Origin of the sequence: Mucilaginibacter sp. R-33 (genome assembly GCF_049949235.1) — a bacterium.
GTDB lineage: Bacteria > Bacteroidota > Bacteroidia > Sphingobacteriales > Sphingobacteriaceae > Mucilaginibacter.
On sequence record NZ_CP188089.1, the window covers coordinates 1,277,606 to 1,296,024 of the forward strand.

Genomic DNA, 18,419 nt, shown 5'->3' on the forward strand with positions numbered 1-18,419 from the left:
TTTTTAAAAATTATAAATTAATGGATCAGTAACTTCAAAAACACATGCCCGGTAATGTATATATAAGCAAGCAACCAACGGTATTTACCGCCGGTTGCCTGCTATTTTTAATACCAGTAAAATTAACCTTTCAGCTGTAAGATCTCCTTAATATCGATGATGATCTTATTGGCCAAACCGTTTGCCACGGTTTCAGAATTGCCTTCAGAGTAAATCCTGATAATGGGCTCGGTGTTTGACCTCCGCAAATGTACCCATTCTTTATCAAATTCTATTTTCAGGCCATCAATTGTTGAGTGGGGCTGCTTGATGTATTTTTCTTCAACTTTCGCCAAAAGGGCGTCTATGTCCATTTCAGGTGTTAAAGTGATCTTGTTTTTTGAAATAAAATAACCCGGATATGACGCACGCAAACTTGAAACTGATTTACCATATTTAGCCAGATGAGTTAAAAACAACGCGATACCAACTAAGGCGTCACGACCGTAATGTAACTCAGGGTAAATAACCCCGCCATTACCTTCGCCGCCAATAACAGCGTTTACTTCTTTCATTTTGTTAACCACGTTAACCTCCCCAACCGCAGCCGCATGGTATTCGCCGCCTGCTTTTTCAGTAACGTCGCGCAACGCACGGGTTGATGACAGGTTAGATACCGTGTTGCCCACATTGTTTTTCAAAACATAGTCGGCTACGGCAACCAGCGTATATTCTTCGCCAAACATGTTACCATCTTCGCAAACAAAGCAAAGGCGGTCTACATCCGGATCAACAGCAATACCCAAATCGGCACGTTTACCCACAACCTCTTTTGATAAAGCTATCAGGTTTTCGGGAAGCGGCTCGGGATTATGCGGGAAATTGCCATCCGGCTCACAGTACAGTTCGTGAACGGTTTCAACGCCCAAAGCTTTCAGCAAGGCCGGTACAAAAATACCGCCTGTTGAGTTAACACAATCTATTACTACTTTAAAGTTGGCTTTCTTTATAGCCTCAACATCAACCAGCGGCAAGGCCAGTACAAGGTCGATGTGTTTTTGAAGCCAGGTATCATCATGAGTAACTTTACCCAGATCGTTTACATCGGCATAATTAAAGTCGCTGTATTCGGCAATTGTTAGCACTTCCTTGCCATCGGCATCACTGATAAACTCGCCGTTTGCATTGAGCAGTTTAAGGGCGTTCCATTGTTTTGGGTTGTGGCTCGCGGTTAGGATGATACCACCCGCTGCCTGCTCACCGGTAACGGCAACCTCAACTGTCGGCGTAGTTGATAACCCGAGGTCAATAACATCAATCCCCAAACCCTGTAGCGTGCCAATAACAAGATTGTTCACCATAGCACCCGATAAACGGGCATCACGGCCTACTACAATCTTTTTAATCCCCGATTTTTTCACAGCCCATGATCCGTAGGCCGAAGTGAATTTTACAATATCAAGCGGTGTTAAACCATCGCCAACAGCACCGCCTATGGTGCCGCGTATTCCTGAAATAGATTTTATTAATGTCAAAATGCGAAGTTTTTGGTGTGGTAAAAGTAAAAAATATAAGCTACAAATGATATTGTTTTAAGGATTTACGCAAACGCTTGCATATAAGGTTACGGTTAATTTGTTGTTTTTTAATACGGTGCAGGGTGGTTTCAATTGTCATCCCTGCGCATTATTTTATGCTTAACGGGATAATGCTGCTGCTAAGTATTAAAATTTGAAGGATTTTTTAAGCTATTTGATAACTTTGGAAATTACAGCAAACAAACACCTATAGTAAAAAACAATGCCCGACTATCTTTTAAACCTCGACCGGCATTTATTTTATTTCATTAATCATGACCTGTCCAATTCATTTTTCGACTGGATCATGCCCTTGTTGCGTAACCCCAAATTCTGGATCCCGCTGTACATTTTCATCATTATTTTTTGTTTATGGCGATATAAAAAAACAGGTGCTGTCATTATAGTGCTGCTGGCGGCATCGGCAGGCGTTGCTGATTTCACCAGTGGAGTTATTATCAAGCACAATATTCAGCGGCTTCGCCCTTGCCGTGATCCGGTTGTATCTGCAACCGATATCAGCCGTGTGCCCTGTGGTAGCGGGTATAGTTTTCCATCAACCCACGCCACCGATCATTTTGCCATGGCGATATTCCTTGGCTTTGTGTTTTTCAGAAAATGGAGGTGGATATGGCTTTGGGCGATACTTTGGGCAGGCAGTATTTGCTTTGCACAAGTATATGTGGGGGTGCATTTCCCGGTAGATGTATTGTGCGGCGCTTTATACGGGGCCTTTGTTGGATGGCTGTTTTCATTATTATTTAAAAAATTACAACCTGCCTTTTAATGGGATATTGGAAAATTCTGCTGCTTTTTTTTGCTGCCTTTTTTGGCGGTACTTCTGTGTTTTTATTTAAGGGCGATAACCACAAAACGCTGAAACTGGTACTGTCGTTCAGCGGAGCTTACCTGTTTGGTATTACCGTTTTGCACCTGATTCCTGATGCCTATCATGGTAATGATAACTATGTAGGCGTATTCATATTGGTCGGCTTCCTGTTTCAGATTGTGCTTGAACAATTTTCGGACGGAATTGAGCACGGCCACATGCACAAACACCCGCATGATCTGGCAGTTTTCCCAATTGGTATCATGGCAAGCCTTTGCCTGCATGCTTTTTTGGAGGGAATGCCGCTTGCCCAGGGCAACCAGGACCAATTAGTTTACGGCATTGCCTTACACCATATCCCGGCGGCCTTCGCACTGGCTACAGTGTTGCTCACTAACAAACAAGGTAAAAACAAAACCATACTTTTTGTGGCGGTATTCGCGGTGATGGCGCCGGCAGGTTATTTTTTCAGCGATGCATTAAGCAGCGGAAACATAGGTAACCTGCAGCATTATTTTAACAGGATCATGGGCGTTGTTATCGGCATCTTCCTGCATATCTCCACCACTATCCTCTTTGAATCGAGTGCTGATCACCGTTTCAATATGCGTAAAATGATGGCGGTATTGGCCGGTGTGGCCATTGCGCTGCTGGGCTTTTTGAAAGAGCTATAGATTATTAATGCTATTACTTTGTGTGAAATTAATTTCTATATAAACTTTTATTTTTCCAGCTCCAGGCCCCAGTCTTTCCCTTTATCAACTGCAGGTACTCCCTTATCCATCCAAACCGGCATTGGCGCGCCTTTTAAAAAGTGATCGAAAAATTGCTGCTCACGTATAGTAATGTCTTTGCGGTTTTGGCGCTGTACCAGGTTATGAGCCTCGCCATTGTATTGCAGTAACCAAACAGGTTTACCTAAACGGCGTAAAGCTGTAAACATTTCAATCCCCTGGTACCAGGGCACAGCGCCGTCGGCGTCATTGCTCATGATCATCACCGGTGTTTTTACTTTGGGCAACTGGAACAAGGGCGAGTTTTCGATATACAGCTCAGGCTTTTCCCAAAGCGTGGCGCCAATGCGGCTTTGTGATTTTTCGTACTGAAATTGCCTGTTCAGTCCCGATTCCCAACGGATCCCTCCATAGGCCGAAGTCATGTTAGCTACCGGCGCGCCTGCCCAGGCTGCGGCATACATATTGGTTTGGGTAATGAGGTAAGCCACCTGGTAACCACCCCAGCTCTGGCCCTGTAAGCCAATATGTGCAGCATCAACCCATGTGTTTTTCTTTAAAGCCTCAACACCTGAATTTACAAACTCGACCGCAGATGCCCCCGGATGGCCGGTTTGATAGCTGATATCAGGTGCGAACACAAGATAACCGTTGCTCACAAAAAATGAGATAGGCAGGCGGGAAGGGGTAGGAGCAGGTGCTATATAGTTAAAAAGCCCGTCAGAAAGTCTCTCATAAAAATAAACTATCATCGGGTACTTTTTGGCCGGGTCAAAGTCTTCAGGCTTATACAGGATCCCTTGCGACTGATAGCCTTTAGGTGTCATCCACCTCACAAGTTCGGCAGTGCCCCAGTTATATTCACTTTGCTGCGGGTTGATATTGCTTAGCTTAAGCTCTTTTTTCAGATCAGATGAAAAGTACAAATCAGGCGTCTGTTTATAGCTTGCCTTGGTGTAGATGTAAGCATCGGCATTTTTAGCTTTCAGCAGGTTATCATAACTCATTGGGGCCATGGTCACTTTTTCGGGCAGATTGTTAGTCTCAGGAAACTTCCTGAAATATCCCCATTGCCTGGTTTCTTCGTTTTGAGTTAACAGCCACATCGGCTCTTTCAGGGGGATGAATTTTTGCTCCGTATCGGTTTGATCATACCTCATGATCAGTTTGTTTTTGCGCCCGATGCCTTTGGTGAAGTTAAACGCGTCGCCTGTTGCCGGGTCAAAACGCCAGATGTCGTACCGGTCATAAATAAATACGGCCTTATCGCCCGCCGCCCAGCCTGCCACACCGTAAGCTGAAGGATAGCCGGGCACATCGTTCAGCTCGTCGCCCATTTTGGTGCCCGTTGCTTTGCTCAGGTTTATTTTTTGCCCTGTTGCAATGGTATAACAGTACCATGCCTGATCTTTGAGATCAAACCACAGCACATAATTGCCCTGTGGCGAGATATAATAACGGCCCAAAGAGGCATTAATAAACCTGTGATTGCCGCTCCGGGTATCAATTAAAATGGCTTGTTGCCTGGTACTGCCTTCCCACTGGGCTGATATGCGGGCGCCGGTATCTGTAAGCCCTAAAACATAGCGGGCATCTTTATTTTCGGCAGTTAACATTTCGGGAATGGCCTTGCTACCTAATTGAATAATTTTGGCATTCGTTTCTTCAGGTTTTATCACTGCAAGATAGCTACGCTTCAACTCGGTTTGCAGGTTTTTGAGCTGCTGGGGCTGCAGGTAATCATCTTTGTAGTTCCAGATATCCAGCTTGGCTACCTCAAAATCAGCAAGGGTGGTATCGGCAGGCTTGGGGATAGGTGCAGTGCCAAAGAAAAGGCTATTGCCGCTTTTGCTAAAGCTTACTTTGCCATCGCCGCTTACCGCCCAGTTATTGGGTATGCCTGCAGATCCGACAGCGGCAATAACTTCCGCGCTATCTTTTGCAGTGTTGTAGTAATAAAGCTTAAATGGTTTTACCAATGCCTTTTCCGGATTTTTCTCGGCAGTAAAAGCTACCTGGCGCCCGGCATCATCAATACTGATGTTATGGTAATTGCCTCTGCCGGTGCTTAGCCGTTTGACCGAGTTTTTTTCCAAATCAAATAGATACAGACCGGATACAGTCTCTTTTTGTTTTATCGGGGCTGTAACAGCAAACGTTACCCATTTGCCGTTTTTGCTGACCTGGTATTCGGTCACATATTTAAAAGTTCGTGCGATGCCGGTTTTTAATTTTTTAACAGTTAGGTCTGCACCTTCAAGCGTAGGCGGGGCAACAGTTGCAGCCACAGCTTTTTTTGAGGTATCGCCTGGTGCTGGTTTTTTAAGCGTATCGGCCGTTGCCAGGTAGGCTATAACAGCTGCATCTTCGGCTATTTTAAATGAACGGATGGCCGGGACTTTCCTTACGGATGATGATCCTAAAGCAATTATGCCTAAAGTATCTTTAGGGAAATCGTCCTGCTTTTTCTTTTTTATTTTGGCCTGCCTGGTATCCTTATAAAACGGCCGGATAAGGCATACAGCAAATTTTGAATCCCCGGTTATTTTAACTGTATCTGCACGGGGGATTTTAATTGAGCTGGTGTTTTTTGAATCTTTTATAATCAGTTCGGCATCGCCCTGTTGCGGCTTTATGACGTAGCCTATCCATTTACCATCATTGCTGATGCGTTGGCCTGTTATACTTTGCCATCCGTCAAACACAGTTTGATCTAAAGGTTTTTTAGCTGTTTTTTGAGCAGATACATGAAACCCAATAGCTAATAACAGGCAGGCTGATAGGAAAAGTTTACGCATACAGGAAAGATGTCAAACCTAAATATGCTGAAAACTTATGGCATACAGAAATTAGTTACTGTAAAGTTACAATTGATGTGAAAGGTGAAAGGCATTAGGTTAAGTAGAAAACAAAAAACCTTTATCCTTTTACCTTTCGCCTCCCTTAGCACATTGCTTTATTCAAAGCGCGGATCGCCTCATCGAAATCTTCGCGGGCTATCAAAAACTGGATATTGACCATTCTTAGTGCAAAGCCACAGCTTTTGATATTGATCCCTTTTTGGGCCAGTGCTGTTGCGGATTTGGCAAGTAAGCCCGGCTGATCCATGTTGGAACCTATCAGGCAAACCATCGCCATTTTTTCAACAGCAACTTTTTCGTAATTGTCTTCCAGTTCGCCAATCAGTTTTTTATTGTAGTCCTTCTCCCATATCACTATAGAAATGCTGTTAGCGCTGGTGGCCTTGAAGCTATAGCTAACGCCAAACTTGTAAAACAACTGCATGATATGAAAATCGGTACCTACATTACCAACCATTGATGGGTCATAAATATCGATCATGATCACCTTATCGGTGCCGGTGATAACCTCAACACGCTTTTTATCGCAAATATATTCGCGGGTGATCAGTGTACCCGGGTGTTCCGGTTGAAAGGTGTTTTTGATCCGCAGGTCGATATCATTTATTTCCAACGGTTTTGACGCTTTTGGGTGGATAGCTTCCATGCCCACATCGGCCAGCTGATCGGCAACATCATAGTTGGTATTACCCACCGGGAAACAATTTTCAACGCCAACCAATTGAGGGTCGGCAGTGCAAAGGTGGTATTCTTTATGGATAATGGCCTCCTGTGGCTGTACAGCAACGGCAATTTTACTGAAGGTAACTTCCGAATAGCCGCGGTCGAACTCGCGCATAATACCTTCCGTGCCTTTGGCGTAGCCGGTAACAACGGTAATGGTTTTTGAAAAATCAATATGGGCAAGGTCTTTCTTAATGCGTTGATCAATGGTTAATGCACGGTGGTCATGAAAACCGCTCAGGTCCACCAAAGTAGCATTGATACCCATATTTTGCAGGATATTGGTAAAGTTAAAAGCCGAGTGGCTTTCACCTATTGAGGCCAGGATCTCTCTCGCGGCCTGTAAAATGCCTTCTTTACCTACATACCCTGATGCCAGAATATTAGCCAGGTTCTCCAGATAGGTTTGAGCATCGTTGATCCTTGTTTCAATGTACCTATCGGCTTCGGCTATGTTCAAACCAAGGCCTTCATAAGTTTTATTGATCTGCTTTAAACGCGTAATTAATTGTTTTAATGGCGTATGAAAATCCTTGTAATTGGCAAGCTTGTGATATACACCCGGCGCGCCTGTCTTTTTGTTTTCGAGCAGGAGGTTGGTTACTCCTGAAAATGCCGATACTACAAATATGCGGTTGTAAAGTTGTTCCCCGCTGCGTTCAAACAGGATAATGTTTTTAATAACATCACCCAAAGCGGTCATGGATGTACCGCCAATTTTTTCTACTGTTAACATTTTATATTGAAAGATCGACAGTCAAATACCATAACCATACCAATTGTTGTAGCTATTTATTAATTGGTTGAATGTAAATAGCTTGTATCTGAACTGCTTTTTTAAAAATAACTCATTTTGATATACGCTATCAAAACGATTGAAATATAATGATTAAAAGCTTTGAGCCTTCGGCCTTAAGCTTTTCGCTTAATTAACTATCCTTTTTATACAAATCACCTGCTTTTTCGGCAGATAAACGAATGCCCTTGATCATGGCTGAGCTGAAACCGTGGTGCTCCATTTCATTTAAGCCGGCAATGGTACAGCCGCTTGGCGAAGTTACCTTATCTATTTCCTGTTCAGGGTGCGATGCCAGTTGTAATAGCAGGTCGGCCGCACCTTTAGCGGTTTGGGCTGCCATCTTTAAAGCGTCATGCGCGTGAAAACCAATCTCCGTTCCGCCTTGTGAAGCAGCGCGGATCGACCTTAAAAAGAAAGCGATACCACAGGCACAAAGCGCTGTGGCTGAGGTCATCAATTCTTCATTGATCTGGATAGTTACACCAACCGTATCAAACAATGATTTGGTCATGTTGATATTCTTATTAGTGCCGTTATCTGTAGCGATACAGGTCATGGAGTGGCCTATCGCAATCGCGGTGTTCGGCATTGCCCTGATCACCTGTACATTGAGGTCAAGGTGCTGGCGGATATCGGCACAGCTAACGCCCGAGATAACTGAGATCAATAATTGCTTATCCGGCTTTAACGAAGGTTTGATCTCGTCTAACAGTTTATTGAGTTGTTGCGGCAGTACGGCCAGCACAATAATATCGGCTTTGCGCACGGCACGCAGGTTATTGTCTGACACATGGTACCCCTGCTCGGCATATTGGGCCAGCGCAGCTACGTTACGACGGGTTAATGATATTTGCTGGGGTTTGCAAATACCCTTTTTAACTAAACCTTTGGCTAATGACAGCCCTATGTTACCGGAGCCTAATATTGAAATGTGCTGTTGTGCGTTCATGCGCTTTTTGTTAAACGTGTTCCAAATGGTTTGTTATCTTTCAATTGGCCCAAATCATCTGATTTGCCAATAATTACTGCCTTTACACCACAAGCAATTGCGGTAAAAGCGTTGTCAAGTTTAGGTAGCATACCACTGTGTATTATCCTTTCCACTTTTAGTTCCTCGTAGTGCTGCGGGTTAATTTCCCTAATCAGCGATTCTTCGTCATTAATATCCTTTAGCACGCCCTTTTTTTCAAAGCAATATATGAGGGTGGTTTCATATAATCCCGATAACGATACCGCCAGTGCCGAAGCAATGGTATCTGCATTGGTATTTAGCAGCTGCCCTTCGCCATCATGCGTTATCGCACAGAAAACGGGGGTAAAGCCTGCTTCCATCAACCGGCTTATATTTTCGGGGTTGATAGAGTCTTCAACAATATCGCCCACAAAACCATAGTCAATAGTTTTTACCGGCCGTTTAACCGCTTTAATAAAGTTGCCATCGGCACCGGTGAGGCCTATGGCGTTGTTGCCAAAACGCTGCAACTGGGCTACAATATTTTTATTGATGAGGCCTCCGTAAACCATGGTGACCACTCTCAGCGTTTCAATATCAGTGATGCGCCTGCCATCAACCATTTTTGATTCAATACCTAAATCTTCGGCCATTTGTGTGGCCACTTTTCCACCTCCGTGTACCAGGATCTTCAGCCCATCCAGTGCTTCAAAATCCTTTAAAAAATGATATAGGTTTTCAGAGTTATCAATAACGTTTCCACCTATTTTGATTATATAAAGGCTCTTATTTGATGGTAATTTATCCGTTTTGATATGATCTGTATCAATTTTATTCATTCCAGCTGTTAATATAACTCTTTTAGTGCCAAATTTCCACTTTTTTAAACGGAAAACTGTTAAAATTACGAAAATATAGTATGTTTTTTCAAAAATTGATTAAAAAATGAATAATTGGATCTGCAGTTTAAGTTTACAATTTGATTATGAAAGAATTAGTAATATTGGAAAACTTTAAGGCATTATCCTTGCTTATATCTATCTATGGAGCAAAAAAAGAATATCAGGCCGCGGGTGGCAATAATAGGAGGAGGATTTGGCGGGATCCATTTAGCTAAAAAACTAAAAGATGCGCCCGTTGATGTATTGATGATTGATAAGCATAATTATCACACGTTTCAGCCTTTGTTGTACCAGGTGGCAGGGGGCTCCATAGCTGCCGATTCAATTGGCTTTCCATTGCGACGGATCTTTACCAGGCAAAAGAATTTTCGCTTCGCGCTTGCTGAGGTAAAAAAGATCAATGCTGAAAACAATACGCTCGATACTGATATCGGTACCATCTATTACGATTACCTTGCTATAGCTACCGGCTCCAATACCAACTTTTTTGGTAATAAAGAGATAGAGCATTTTGCTATGCCGATGAAGAATATCCCGGAGGCCTTAAACTTAAGGAGCCTGATCCTCCAAAACCTCGAAATGTCGCTCGTATCTAAAGACCCGGAAGAAAAAGCGGCGCTAATGACCTTTGTGGTTGTAGGAGGAGGGCCAACCGGTGTGGAACTATCCGGTGCACTTGCCGAAATGCGCGAGCTGATATTAATGAAGGATTATCATGGTTTGCGTAAACACAGCATGAGTGTTTACCTTGTTGAGGGTAAAGCGGAGCTGCTGGCCGCGTTTTCGTCGGGGGCGAGGGCCAAGGCCAAAAAGTTTTTGCAGGATATGGACGTAACCATTTATAACAGCGCACACGTGGAAAGCTATAATGGCTATGAACTGAAGATAGATAATGGCACATCGCTGTTAACCCGTAATGTACTTTGGGCGGCAGGAGTAAAGGGGGAATTTCCTGAAGGTATTTCTGCCGATAATATAGCCCGGGGTAACCGCATCCTGGTTGATGAATTTAACAAGGTAAAGGGCTACGAAAATATTTATGCTATAGGTGATGTTGCCGCTATGATCACCGATGAATATCCAAACGGGCATCCGGGTGTTGCACCGGTAGCTATCCAGCAGGGACAAAATTTGGGTGAGAACGTTTACCGAATGTTCGACCGTAAACCGTTGGTGCCCTTCAAATACAGGGATAAAGGTTCGCTTGCAACCATAGGCCGAAATAAAGCGGTGGCCGACTTGGGGAAAATTCATTTTCAGGGATTTTTTGCCTGGCTGGTATGGGGATTTGTACACATCATGTCGCTTGCAGGCTTTACCAATAAGGGCATCATATTTTTTAGCTGGGCCATCAACTATTTCACCAAAAACAGCGACAACCGACTCATCGTACGCTATTTTGATACCGAAACCCGAATGACGAATCCCGAATCGAGATAAAAACAAACAATAATCCTTTTAAATCCTTACTTGTAAGTATTTATGGATCTGTTTGTTGTAATAGCTTTGCTGGTTATTGTCAGCGCGATATTTTCGTACCTTAACGCCCGCTTTATTAAGCTGCCGGGCACTATTGGCATTGTGCTGCTGGCAACCATTACTTCTATCACCATACTTATTGTAGATAAGATTGATTCGTCGATAGCGGATTACCTGGGTACACTTGCCAAAAATATCAACTTTTCAAAAGCGGTATTGAATGTGCTGCTTGGTTTCTTGCTTTTTTCAAGCTCATTTAACTTAGATGGCCGGAAGCTGAAGAGAGAAATGCGCCCCGTATTTGTACTAAGCACATTGGGGGTTGTTATTTCGACTGCGGTGTTTGGATGCCTGTTGTTTTATGTAGCCCCGTTTTTTCATATCCATATGCCGCTGATCTATTGCCTGTTGTTCGGCGCTTTGATTTCACCCACCGATCCGGTAGCGGTTGCAGCCATTATCCGCAATTCGAAATTGCCTGCAAATCTTGAAACCATTATTTCGGGTGAGTCGCTGTTTAATGATGGGATAGGTCTTATTCTGTTTGTGATTATTTTAGAAATAGCCCGGGTAGGCGAAGAGAAAATTGAACTTGCGAAAGTGGTGATGCTCATCATCAAGGAGATTATCGGCGGGATGGCGGCCGGTGCTGTTTTGGGTTACATAGCCCACAGGTTGATGCATTCAGTTAAAGATTTTCAGACCATTGTGCTGATCTCTCTGGCCCTGGTGATGGGCTTATCAGTTTTGGCCGTATTACTTGGTTTCTCCCTTCCGTTATCGGTTGTCATTGCCGGCTTATTTGCAGGGGGACAATCCATCAACCAGGATAACAAAGAAAAATCGCATGAGGCACTGGAAAAGTTTTGGAAGCTGGTTGATGAGATCCTGAATACGATTTTGTTTGTGATGATAGGCCTGCAGCTGGTCAATCTGCCCTTTGTAAATAACTACTGGGTAACAGGAAGCCTTTCTATAGTTACAGTTTTAATAGCCCGTTGGCTGAGTATTATGCTGCCGCTAACGTTTTTAAGGCATACTCTTAAAGTGAACTATAGCAATATCAACATTATGACCTGGGCAGGTCTGCGCGGGGCTATATCTATAGCCCTTGCGTTGTCTTTACCCAATACGCCATACCGGCACCTGATTTTGTCCGGCAGTTATTTTATTGTGATATTTTCGGTAATAGTTCAGGGATTGACGTTGAACAGAATGATAAACAGCGCTTCCAAAAAGATAGAAGAATAAACCATGCTGCGCGGGTTTGGTGCAGCGTAACCCGGTAGGATATTATTTAAGAAGCGACATGTATTTGCCAATCTCCGCTTCAGTAGTGTCCGTACTTTTGCCTAATGCATTGATGATGTTTTCCCGTTCCGTTTCGCTACGGTTTTGACTAAGTTTTTGTTTGCCTTGCAGATCATCAACGATGATCTCAAAAGCTACAATCCCTTTCATCATTCGTTGTTTATATTCATCTGGCAGGTTATTCCATTGGGTTAGATAATCAGCCTCGTAATTACTGATCATTTGCGCTAACAAACCGGCAGTTTGTTCACCCTCTGATAAAATGGTTGCTTTGCCATAAGCGTGTACAGCGATATAATTCCAGGTAGGTACGTTGGTTTCCTTTTCGTAATGTTTAGGTGAGATATAGGCGTGAGGCTCTGTAAAGATCACCAATCCATCTTTCCCAATGATCTCCGTAGCCTGTGGATTTGCTTTGGCGAAATGAGATGACAAAACAATTTTGTCATCGCGTTTGCTTACCAGGAAGGGAAGATGGGTAGCAAACGGAACGTTATCAGTAGCTGTTATAATCGTTGCAAAGCTATAGCGCTGCATAAAGCTGATTGCTTCCTGCTCATCGCTTAACTGAAAATGTTTGGGAGTATACATAGGAGGAAAGATTTAAGACGAGAAGAAGCAAGAACCAAGACAGATTTGCTTTGATTCTTGCTCTTATATGAATAACAATTATCTACAAACTTTCCAGCATCTGTTTGAGCACAGCTTGCGCAGCCCAAACACGGTTGCCGGCTTCATGTACCACAATTGAGTTTGGCCCGTCTAATATTTCGTCAGAAAGTTCCAGGTTGCGGCGTACCGGTAAGCAATGCATTACTTTGGCGTTGTTGGTTTGCTCTAACTTTTTATTAGTCAGCATCCATTCTTCATGTTTGCCTAATATGTTACCGTAAGGCTCGTAAGCCGACCAGTTTTTTACGTAGATAAAATCTGCATCGGCCAAAGCTTCATCCTGATTATAGCTGATGTTTGCACCCTGGGTAAAATCGGTACAAAGCTCATATCCTTTAGGCTGCACGATAGCGAAGTCGACATCCGCCTTGCACATCCACTCCGAGAATGAGTTAGGAACAGCCTGCGGCAAAGGTTTGATATGCGGCGCCCAGGTTAAAACCACTTTAGGACGCGCTGTTGTTTTCAGCTCTTCAATAGTGATCAAGTCGGCCAAACTTTGCAGCGGGTGGCGGGTTGCTGATTCCAGACTAACAACCGGCACTTTGCAAAACTCAACAAACTTGTTAAAAATCATCTCACTATAATCTTCCTCGCGGTTCCTTAAGCCGGGGAACGAACGCACACCGATAATATCAGCGTATTGTCCCATAACGCCTGCAGCTTCACGGATATGCTCAACAGTAGTGCCGTCCATGATCACGCCGTCGCGCAGCTCCAATGCCCAGCCTTCTTTATCGATGTTGAGCACCATTACATTCATGCCCAGATTGATAGCAGCTTTCTGCGTACTCATACGGGTACGCAAACTTGGGTTTAAAAACACCAGGGCAAGTGTTTTATTTTTACCAAGTTGCTGATGGGCAAAGGGATCCTGCTTAAGCGCCAATGCCTCTTTTACAAGTGCGTTAACATCAGCAACATCATTAACAGAAGAGAATAGTTTCATGAACTTTACAATTATTGGTGAGTTGTTCTGCTATTTATTTTTTTAAGTCTCCCCCTTCAGGGGGAGACTTAGAGGGGGCGTCTTATTGATTCAATACATTTACAAAAGCTTCCAGGAACCTATCAGCATGGGCCTTGGTTAGATTTAAAGCGGGTAACAGCCTGATCACGTTTGGTTTAGCTTCGCCGGTAAATATATGGTGCTTGTTCAGCAGTTCTTTACGCGCATGGGCCAATTCATCAGGCAATTCAATGCCGATCATTAAACCACGACCACGAACTTTCTTAACCTGCTCCAGCTTGTTAAGCTCCTTTATTAAGTAGCCGCCAACCTCGGCGGCATTTTGTAACAGGTTATCCTGTTCCATAGTTTCAAGAACGGCTAAACCTGCTGCGCAAGCCAAATGGTTCCCACCAAAAGTAGTACCTAACATGCCATATGCCGGCTGTATTTTTGGCGATATGATAATGCCTCCAACAGGAAAACCATTACCCATGCCTTTAGCCATGCTGTAAATATCGGCATTAACACCGGCAAAATCATGCGAGAAGAATTTACCCGTACGGCCGTAACCGCACTGCACGGAATCGGCAATGAAAACGGCATTATACTGGTTGCACAGCGAGCGGATTTTTTGCAGGAAGCCCTCAGGTGCAACCTGGATACCACCTACACCCTGGATGCCTTCAATAATTACCGAAGAAATTTCGTTGTTTTTGAACGCTTCTTCCAGCGCGGCTTCATCGGCCCATGGCAAAAAGATAACGTTATCAGTTTCATTGATAGGCGCAACGATCTTAGGATTATCCGTAACGGCAACAGCCAAAGAAGTACGGCCATGAAACGCTTTGCGGAACGCGATAACCTTCTTTTTACCATTGTAAAAAGAAGCCAGTTTCAGAGCATTCTCATTGGCCTCAGCACCAGAGTTACACAGAAATAACTGGTAATCTTCCTTGCCTGAAACTTTTCCCAACTTTTGAGCTAACTCTTTTTGAATAGGAATCTCGATAGAATTAGAATAAAAGCCAAGTTTATGCAATTGATCTTCTAAACGTTTTACGTAGTGTGGATGGGTGTGACCAATAGAAATAACGGCGTGGCCACCATACATGTCAAGGTATTCAGTATCGTGGTTATCGTACACTAAACTTCCTTGTCCTCTTACTATGTTGATCGGATTAATAGGATATACGTCGAACAGATTCATATTATTGAAGCCTCAAAGGCAATTAAAATTAATATTAAACAATTACTCCCCCTTTAGGGGGCAGGGGGGTTAAAACGCTATTCCCTTAAGTCGTAAGCCTGCGCGCTCGTCCAGCCCGAACAATAAGTTCATGTTCTGTACTGCCTGACCGGAAGCGCCCTTAAGTAAGTTGTCCATTATGCTGATAATGAATATTTTGTTGTTGTGTTTTTTTACCTGGATAAAGCATTTATTGGTGTTTACAATTTGCTTTAAATCAATATTGCGATTGGTGACATGCGTAAAAGGATGCCCATCGTAGTAGCTTTGGTAAAGTGCTAATGCTTCTTCCTCGCTCAAATCGCTCTCAGTATAAATTGAAGCAATAATGCCTCGGGTAAAGTCGCCACGGTAAGGGATAAAGTTGATAGCTTTATCAAAGCCGGCTTGCAACTGCCTTAATGACTGACCGATCTCATTTAAATGCTGATGGCTAAACGCTTTGTAAACCGATAGGTTGTCATTACGCCAGGTAAAGTGCGAAGTTGGTGATAAGCTTTGTCCCGCACCGGTAGAGCCAGTTGTAGCAGTAACGTGTACTTCGTTGTTTAGCAAACCTTTTGAAGCCAAGGGAAGCAGGCCCAATTGCAAACACGTAGCAAAACAACCAGGGTTAGCAATATTGGCAGCTGTTTTAATGGCTTCGCGATTTAATTCTGGCAGGCCATAAACAAAGCTTTTACCGTTTAAAGTTGAGTTTTGACTAAGCCTGAAATCCTGGCTTAAATCAATGATCTTAACCGAATCAGGAATAGTGTTTGCTTCCAGGAACTTTTTGGCATCACCGTGACCAACGCAAAGGAATAACACATCAATATCTGTAGATAATTCGGCCGCAAATTTCAGATCGGTATCACCAAACAGGTCGGTATGTACCTGGTAAACATAGTTACCCGCGTTGCTGTTGCTATGAACAAAAGCAATCTCCACGTTAGGATGGTTGATCAGGATCCGGAGCATTTCGCCACCGGTGTACCCTGCTCCGCCAATTATACCTGCACGTATCGCCCCCCGGCCCCCTGAAGGGGGAGCAAGAGTAGCGTCATTATTATCTTTAAATTCAGTCATAATTTTAACAATTATTCCCCCCTTTAGGGGGTTAGGGGGCTAAATTTATCCGATCATTATTTGTAGATGGATATGAATATAAAATAAACTCGAGGTCGCTCCGGTCGTTATTGCTGATGAAATGCTTTTGACCCGGATGGATCTCGATACCCTGTTCGGGCTTCAATACCGTAACCTCGCCGTCTATCGAAAATGTAGCCCGCCCTTTTAAAATAAAAAATACCTGTGTGGCTTTTTCGTGGTAATGCAATTGCTCGGCAGTATCTGGCGGCATCAGCTCCTGCTTAACGGATAAAGCTTCGGTGTCAATGAAAGTCCATCCGTGGCAATCATCGCCCCAGTTATAATGCTTTATGCAGTCACCTTTTGAAAACGCCGTATTAATCATTTTGGCTGTTTACTTTATGATAGATCATTACCTGGTTACCAAATATTTTGGAGAACCCTTTAACGTCTTCGCCGCTCCAGGCGTTGTTCATTTCTCCATAGCTGCCAAACTTGTTCGACATCAGATCGTATGGTGATTCAATGCCTACTACCTGGAAGCGATATGGGTGTAACTGAACAAATACTTTACCTGTAACGTTTTTCTGAGTATCGGTTAAAAAAGCTTCGATATTGCGCATGATCGGGTCATGGAACTGACCTTCATGCAGCCAGTTGCCATAGAAAGATGATAACTGATCTTTCCATGAAAGCTGCCATTTGGTTAGCACATGTTTCTCTAAAGTATGGTGAGCTTTGATGATCACCATAGGAGCGGCGGCCTCAAAACCTACACGGCCTTTAATACCGATAATGGTATCACCAACGTGAATATCCCGGCCAATGCCATAAGGCTGAGCAATAGCCTGCAAAGCTTGTATAGCTTTGGTTGGATGATCATATTTTTCATCACCGATAGCTACCAATTCACCTTTTTCAAAAGTAAGCACAAGATCTTTTACTTCAGACTTGGTAACTTGTGTAGGCCATGCTTCTTCAGGTAAGCCAAGGTTTGAAGTAAGTGTTTCTTTACCACCTACTGATGTGCCCCAGATCCCTTTGTTGATAGAGTATTTAGCTTTCTCGAAGTTCATATCAACACCATGTTTTTTCAGGTATTCGATTTCTTCTTCACGGCTCAGTTTCAGGTCGCGGATAGGGGTGATGATCTTCACTTCAGGTACAAGGATGTTAAAGATCATATCAAAACGCACCTGGTCGTTACCGGCGCCGGTGCTGCCGTGGGCAACAAATTCGGCACCAATTTCTTTAGCGTAGTTAGCAATAGCAGTTGCCTGGCTTACGCGTTCGGCACTTACAGATAGCGGGTACGTGTTGTTTTTTAATACGTTGCCGTAAATTAAAAAGCGTACGCAGGTGTTGTAAAAGTTTTCGGTTTCATCAACCACATGATGTGAAGTAACGCCCATTTTATAAGCGCGTTCTTCAACGCCTTTTAACTCTTCTTCGCTAAAACCGCCGGTATTTACAATAACCGAGTGAACCTCATAACCAAGATCCTGTGTTAAATAAATACAGCAAAATGAGGTATCCAAACCTCCGCTATAAGCTAATACTACTTTTTTCTTCATGTTTTTGGTGAGCTTAAAGCTAAAGGCACAAGGCTTAAAGCTTTACTTATCAATTATGGTGATCTGTTTTATTAATTTATGGGTGTTAACCTTTAACCTAATCCTTAAACATCGTGTTTTATACGTTTCTTTATGGCGTTCTCAATACGCTCAAGCAAGGTCGCTTTATGCGTGATACGTTGCATCTTTTCTTCGTACTCTTTTTGTTTTTCGGCAGGATCGAACAGCATGGCTGTGCACATGCAATTCTTACGGCCTTTGCTTGTCAGAATGTCAAAGTTTACGCAGCTTTTGCAGCCGGCCCAAAAGTTCTCGTCCTGGGTAAGTTCTGAGTAGGTAACCGGCTCGTAGCCAAGCTCCGAGTTGATCTTCATTACCGCTAAGCCTGTTGTAAGGCCAAATATTTTTGCATCGGGGTATTTGGTACGCGATAACTGGAAAATACGATGTTTGATGGCTTTTGCCAATCCCGCCTTACGGAACTGCGGATTAACAATAAGGCCCGAATTGGCAACAAAGTCGCCGTGGCTCCAGGTTTCAATATAGCAGAAACCGGCCCAGGTACCGTCTTTATGCAGGGCTATAACAGCCTTGCCTTCCAGCATTTTATTAGCAACATATTCGGGCGAGCGTGTAGCTATACCAGTTCCGCGCGCCTTGGCCGATTCGGCCATCTCATCGCAAATCATAGTGGCATAATCTACATGCTGTGCAGTAGCAACCTGAATATCAAAATCTTGTATTGTCATTTAAATAGA

Annotated in this window: 16 protein-coding genes; 4 read left to right on the plus strand and 12 right to left on the minus strand. The window is 43.5% G+C overall.

The features are described from left to right. Positions 1–122: 122 nt before the first annotated feature. Positions 123–1,514, minus strand: coding sequence for a phosphoglucosamine mutase (gene glmM / locus ACP26M_RS05615; protein WP_090527070.1), 1,392 nt, complete (start codon positions 1,512–1,514; stop codon positions 123–125). A 265-nt stretch (positions 1,515–1,779) separates the two neighbouring features. On the opposite strand from glmM, the gene ACP26M_RS05620 reads away from it, so the two are divergent. Together ACP26M_RS05620 and ACP26M_RS05625 are read left to right on the plus strand one after the other, a co-directional pair. Continuing rightward, on the plus strand, positions 1,780–2,343 hold the full coding sequence (locus ACP26M_RS05620) for a phosphatase PAP2 family protein (RefSeq protein WP_426586929.1): 564 nt from the start codon (positions 1,780–1,782) through the stop codon (positions 2,341–2,343). Next, a complete protein-coding gene (locus ACP26M_RS05625; protein ID WP_112654292.1) occupies positions 2,343–3,059 on the plus strand; it encodes a ZIP family metal transporter in 717 nt (238 codons plus the stop codon). The genes ACP26M_RS05620 and ACP26M_RS05625 overlap by 1 nt, the downstream gene beginning before the upstream one ends. A gap of 47 nt (positions 3,060–3,106) precedes the next feature. Here the strand turns inward: ACP26M_RS05625 and ACP26M_RS05630 are convergent, their stop codons facing one another. The 4 genes from ACP26M_RS05630 to argB all read right to left on the minus strand — a co-directional run bounded on the left by ACP26M_RS05630 (position 3,107) and on the right by argB (position 9,293). Further along, positions 3,107–5,917 carry a prolyl oligopeptidase family serine peptidase gene (locus tag ACP26M_RS05630; RefSeq protein ID WP_426586932.1) on the minus strand — a complete coding sequence of 937 codons (2,811 nt, stop codon included), beginning with the start codon at positions 5,915–5,917 and terminating at the stop codon, positions 3,107–3,109. 145 nt (positions 5,918–6,062) lie between these two features. Further along, a complete protein-coding gene (locus ACP26M_RS05635; protein ID WP_090527078.1) occupies positions 6,063–7,439 on the minus strand; it encodes an aspartate kinase in 1,377 nt (458 codons plus the stop codon). A 193-nt stretch (positions 7,440–7,632) separates the two neighbouring features. Then, positions 7,633–8,451 carry a pyrroline-5-carboxylate reductase gene (gene proC, locus ACP26M_RS05640; RefSeq protein ID WP_090527080.1) on the minus strand — a complete coding sequence of 273 codons (819 nt, stop codon included), beginning with the start codon at positions 8,449–8,451 and terminating at the stop codon, positions 7,633–7,635. Continuing rightward, positions 8,448–9,293, minus strand: coding sequence for an acetylglutamate kinase (argB, locus tag ACP26M_RS05645; protein ID WP_426586934.1), 846 nt, complete (start codon positions 9,291–9,293; stop codon positions 8,448–8,450). Before argB ends, proC begins: the two co-directional genes overlap by 4 nt. Before the next feature lie 204 nt (positions 9,294–9,497). Between argB and ACP26M_RS05650 the strand changes: the two genes are divergently transcribed. Next, positions 9,498–10,796: an NAD(P)/FAD-dependent oxidoreductase gene (locus ACP26M_RS05650; protein ID WP_426586936.1), complete on the plus strand. Its 1,299-nt coding sequence runs from the start codon at positions 9,498–9,500 to the stop codon at positions 10,794–10,796. A 42-nt stretch (positions 10,797–10,838) separates the two neighbouring features. Continuing rightward, positions 10,839–12,086: a cation:proton antiporter gene (locus ACP26M_RS05655; RefSeq protein WP_426586938.1), complete on the plus strand. Its 1,248-nt coding sequence runs from the start codon at positions 10,839–10,841 to the stop codon at positions 12,084–12,086. Between the two features lie 42 nt (positions 12,087–12,128). Here the strand turns inward: ACP26M_RS05655 and ACP26M_RS05660 are convergent, their stop codons facing one another. From ACP26M_RS05660 to ACP26M_RS05690, 7 genes are all read right to left on the minus strand, one after another. Further along, positions 12,129–12,737, minus strand: coding sequence for an FMN-binding negative transcriptional regulator (locus ACP26M_RS05660; RefSeq protein ID WP_426586940.1), 609 nt, complete (start codon positions 12,735–12,737; stop codon positions 12,129–12,131). 82 nt (positions 12,738–12,819) lie between these two features. Beyond that, entirely contained in the window at positions 12,820–13,767 is a 948-nt protein-coding gene (locus ACP26M_RS05665) for an N-acetylornithine carbamoyltransferase (protein WP_426586942.1), read from the minus strand. Between the two features lie 82 nt (positions 13,768–13,849). Beyond that, positions 13,850–14,977 (minus strand): aspartate aminotransferase family protein, encoded by a 1,128-nt coding sequence (locus ACP26M_RS05670; RefSeq protein WP_426586944.1) that lies wholly within the window; start codon positions 14,975–14,977, stop codon positions 13,850–13,852. Positions 14,978–15,046: 69 nt separating this feature from the next. Then, positions 15,047–15,976 (minus strand): N-acetyl-gamma-glutamyl-phosphate reductase, encoded by a 930-nt coding sequence (gene argC / locus ACP26M_RS05675; RefSeq protein WP_426589702.1) that lies wholly within the window; start codon positions 15,974–15,976, stop codon positions 15,047–15,049. Positions 15,977–16,115: 139 nt separating this feature from the next. Further along, entirely contained in the window at positions 16,116–16,472 is a 357-nt protein-coding gene (locus ACP26M_RS05680) for a cupin domain-containing protein (protein WP_188832572.1), read from the minus strand. Next, positions 16,465–17,661 carry an argininosuccinate synthase gene (gene argG / locus ACP26M_RS05685; protein WP_354483738.1) on the minus strand — a complete coding sequence of 399 codons (1,197 nt, stop codon included), beginning with the start codon at positions 17,659–17,661 and terminating at the stop codon, positions 16,465–16,467. Before argG ends, ACP26M_RS05680 begins: the two co-directional genes overlap by 8 nt. Positions 17,662–17,765: 104 nt before the next feature. Further along, positions 17,766–18,410, minus strand: a complete 645-nt coding sequence (locus ACP26M_RS05690; protein WP_112571573.1) for a GNAT family N-acetyltransferase — start codon at positions 18,408–18,410, stop codon at positions 17,766–17,768. Between the last annotated feature and the right edge of the window lie 9 nt (positions 18,411–18,419).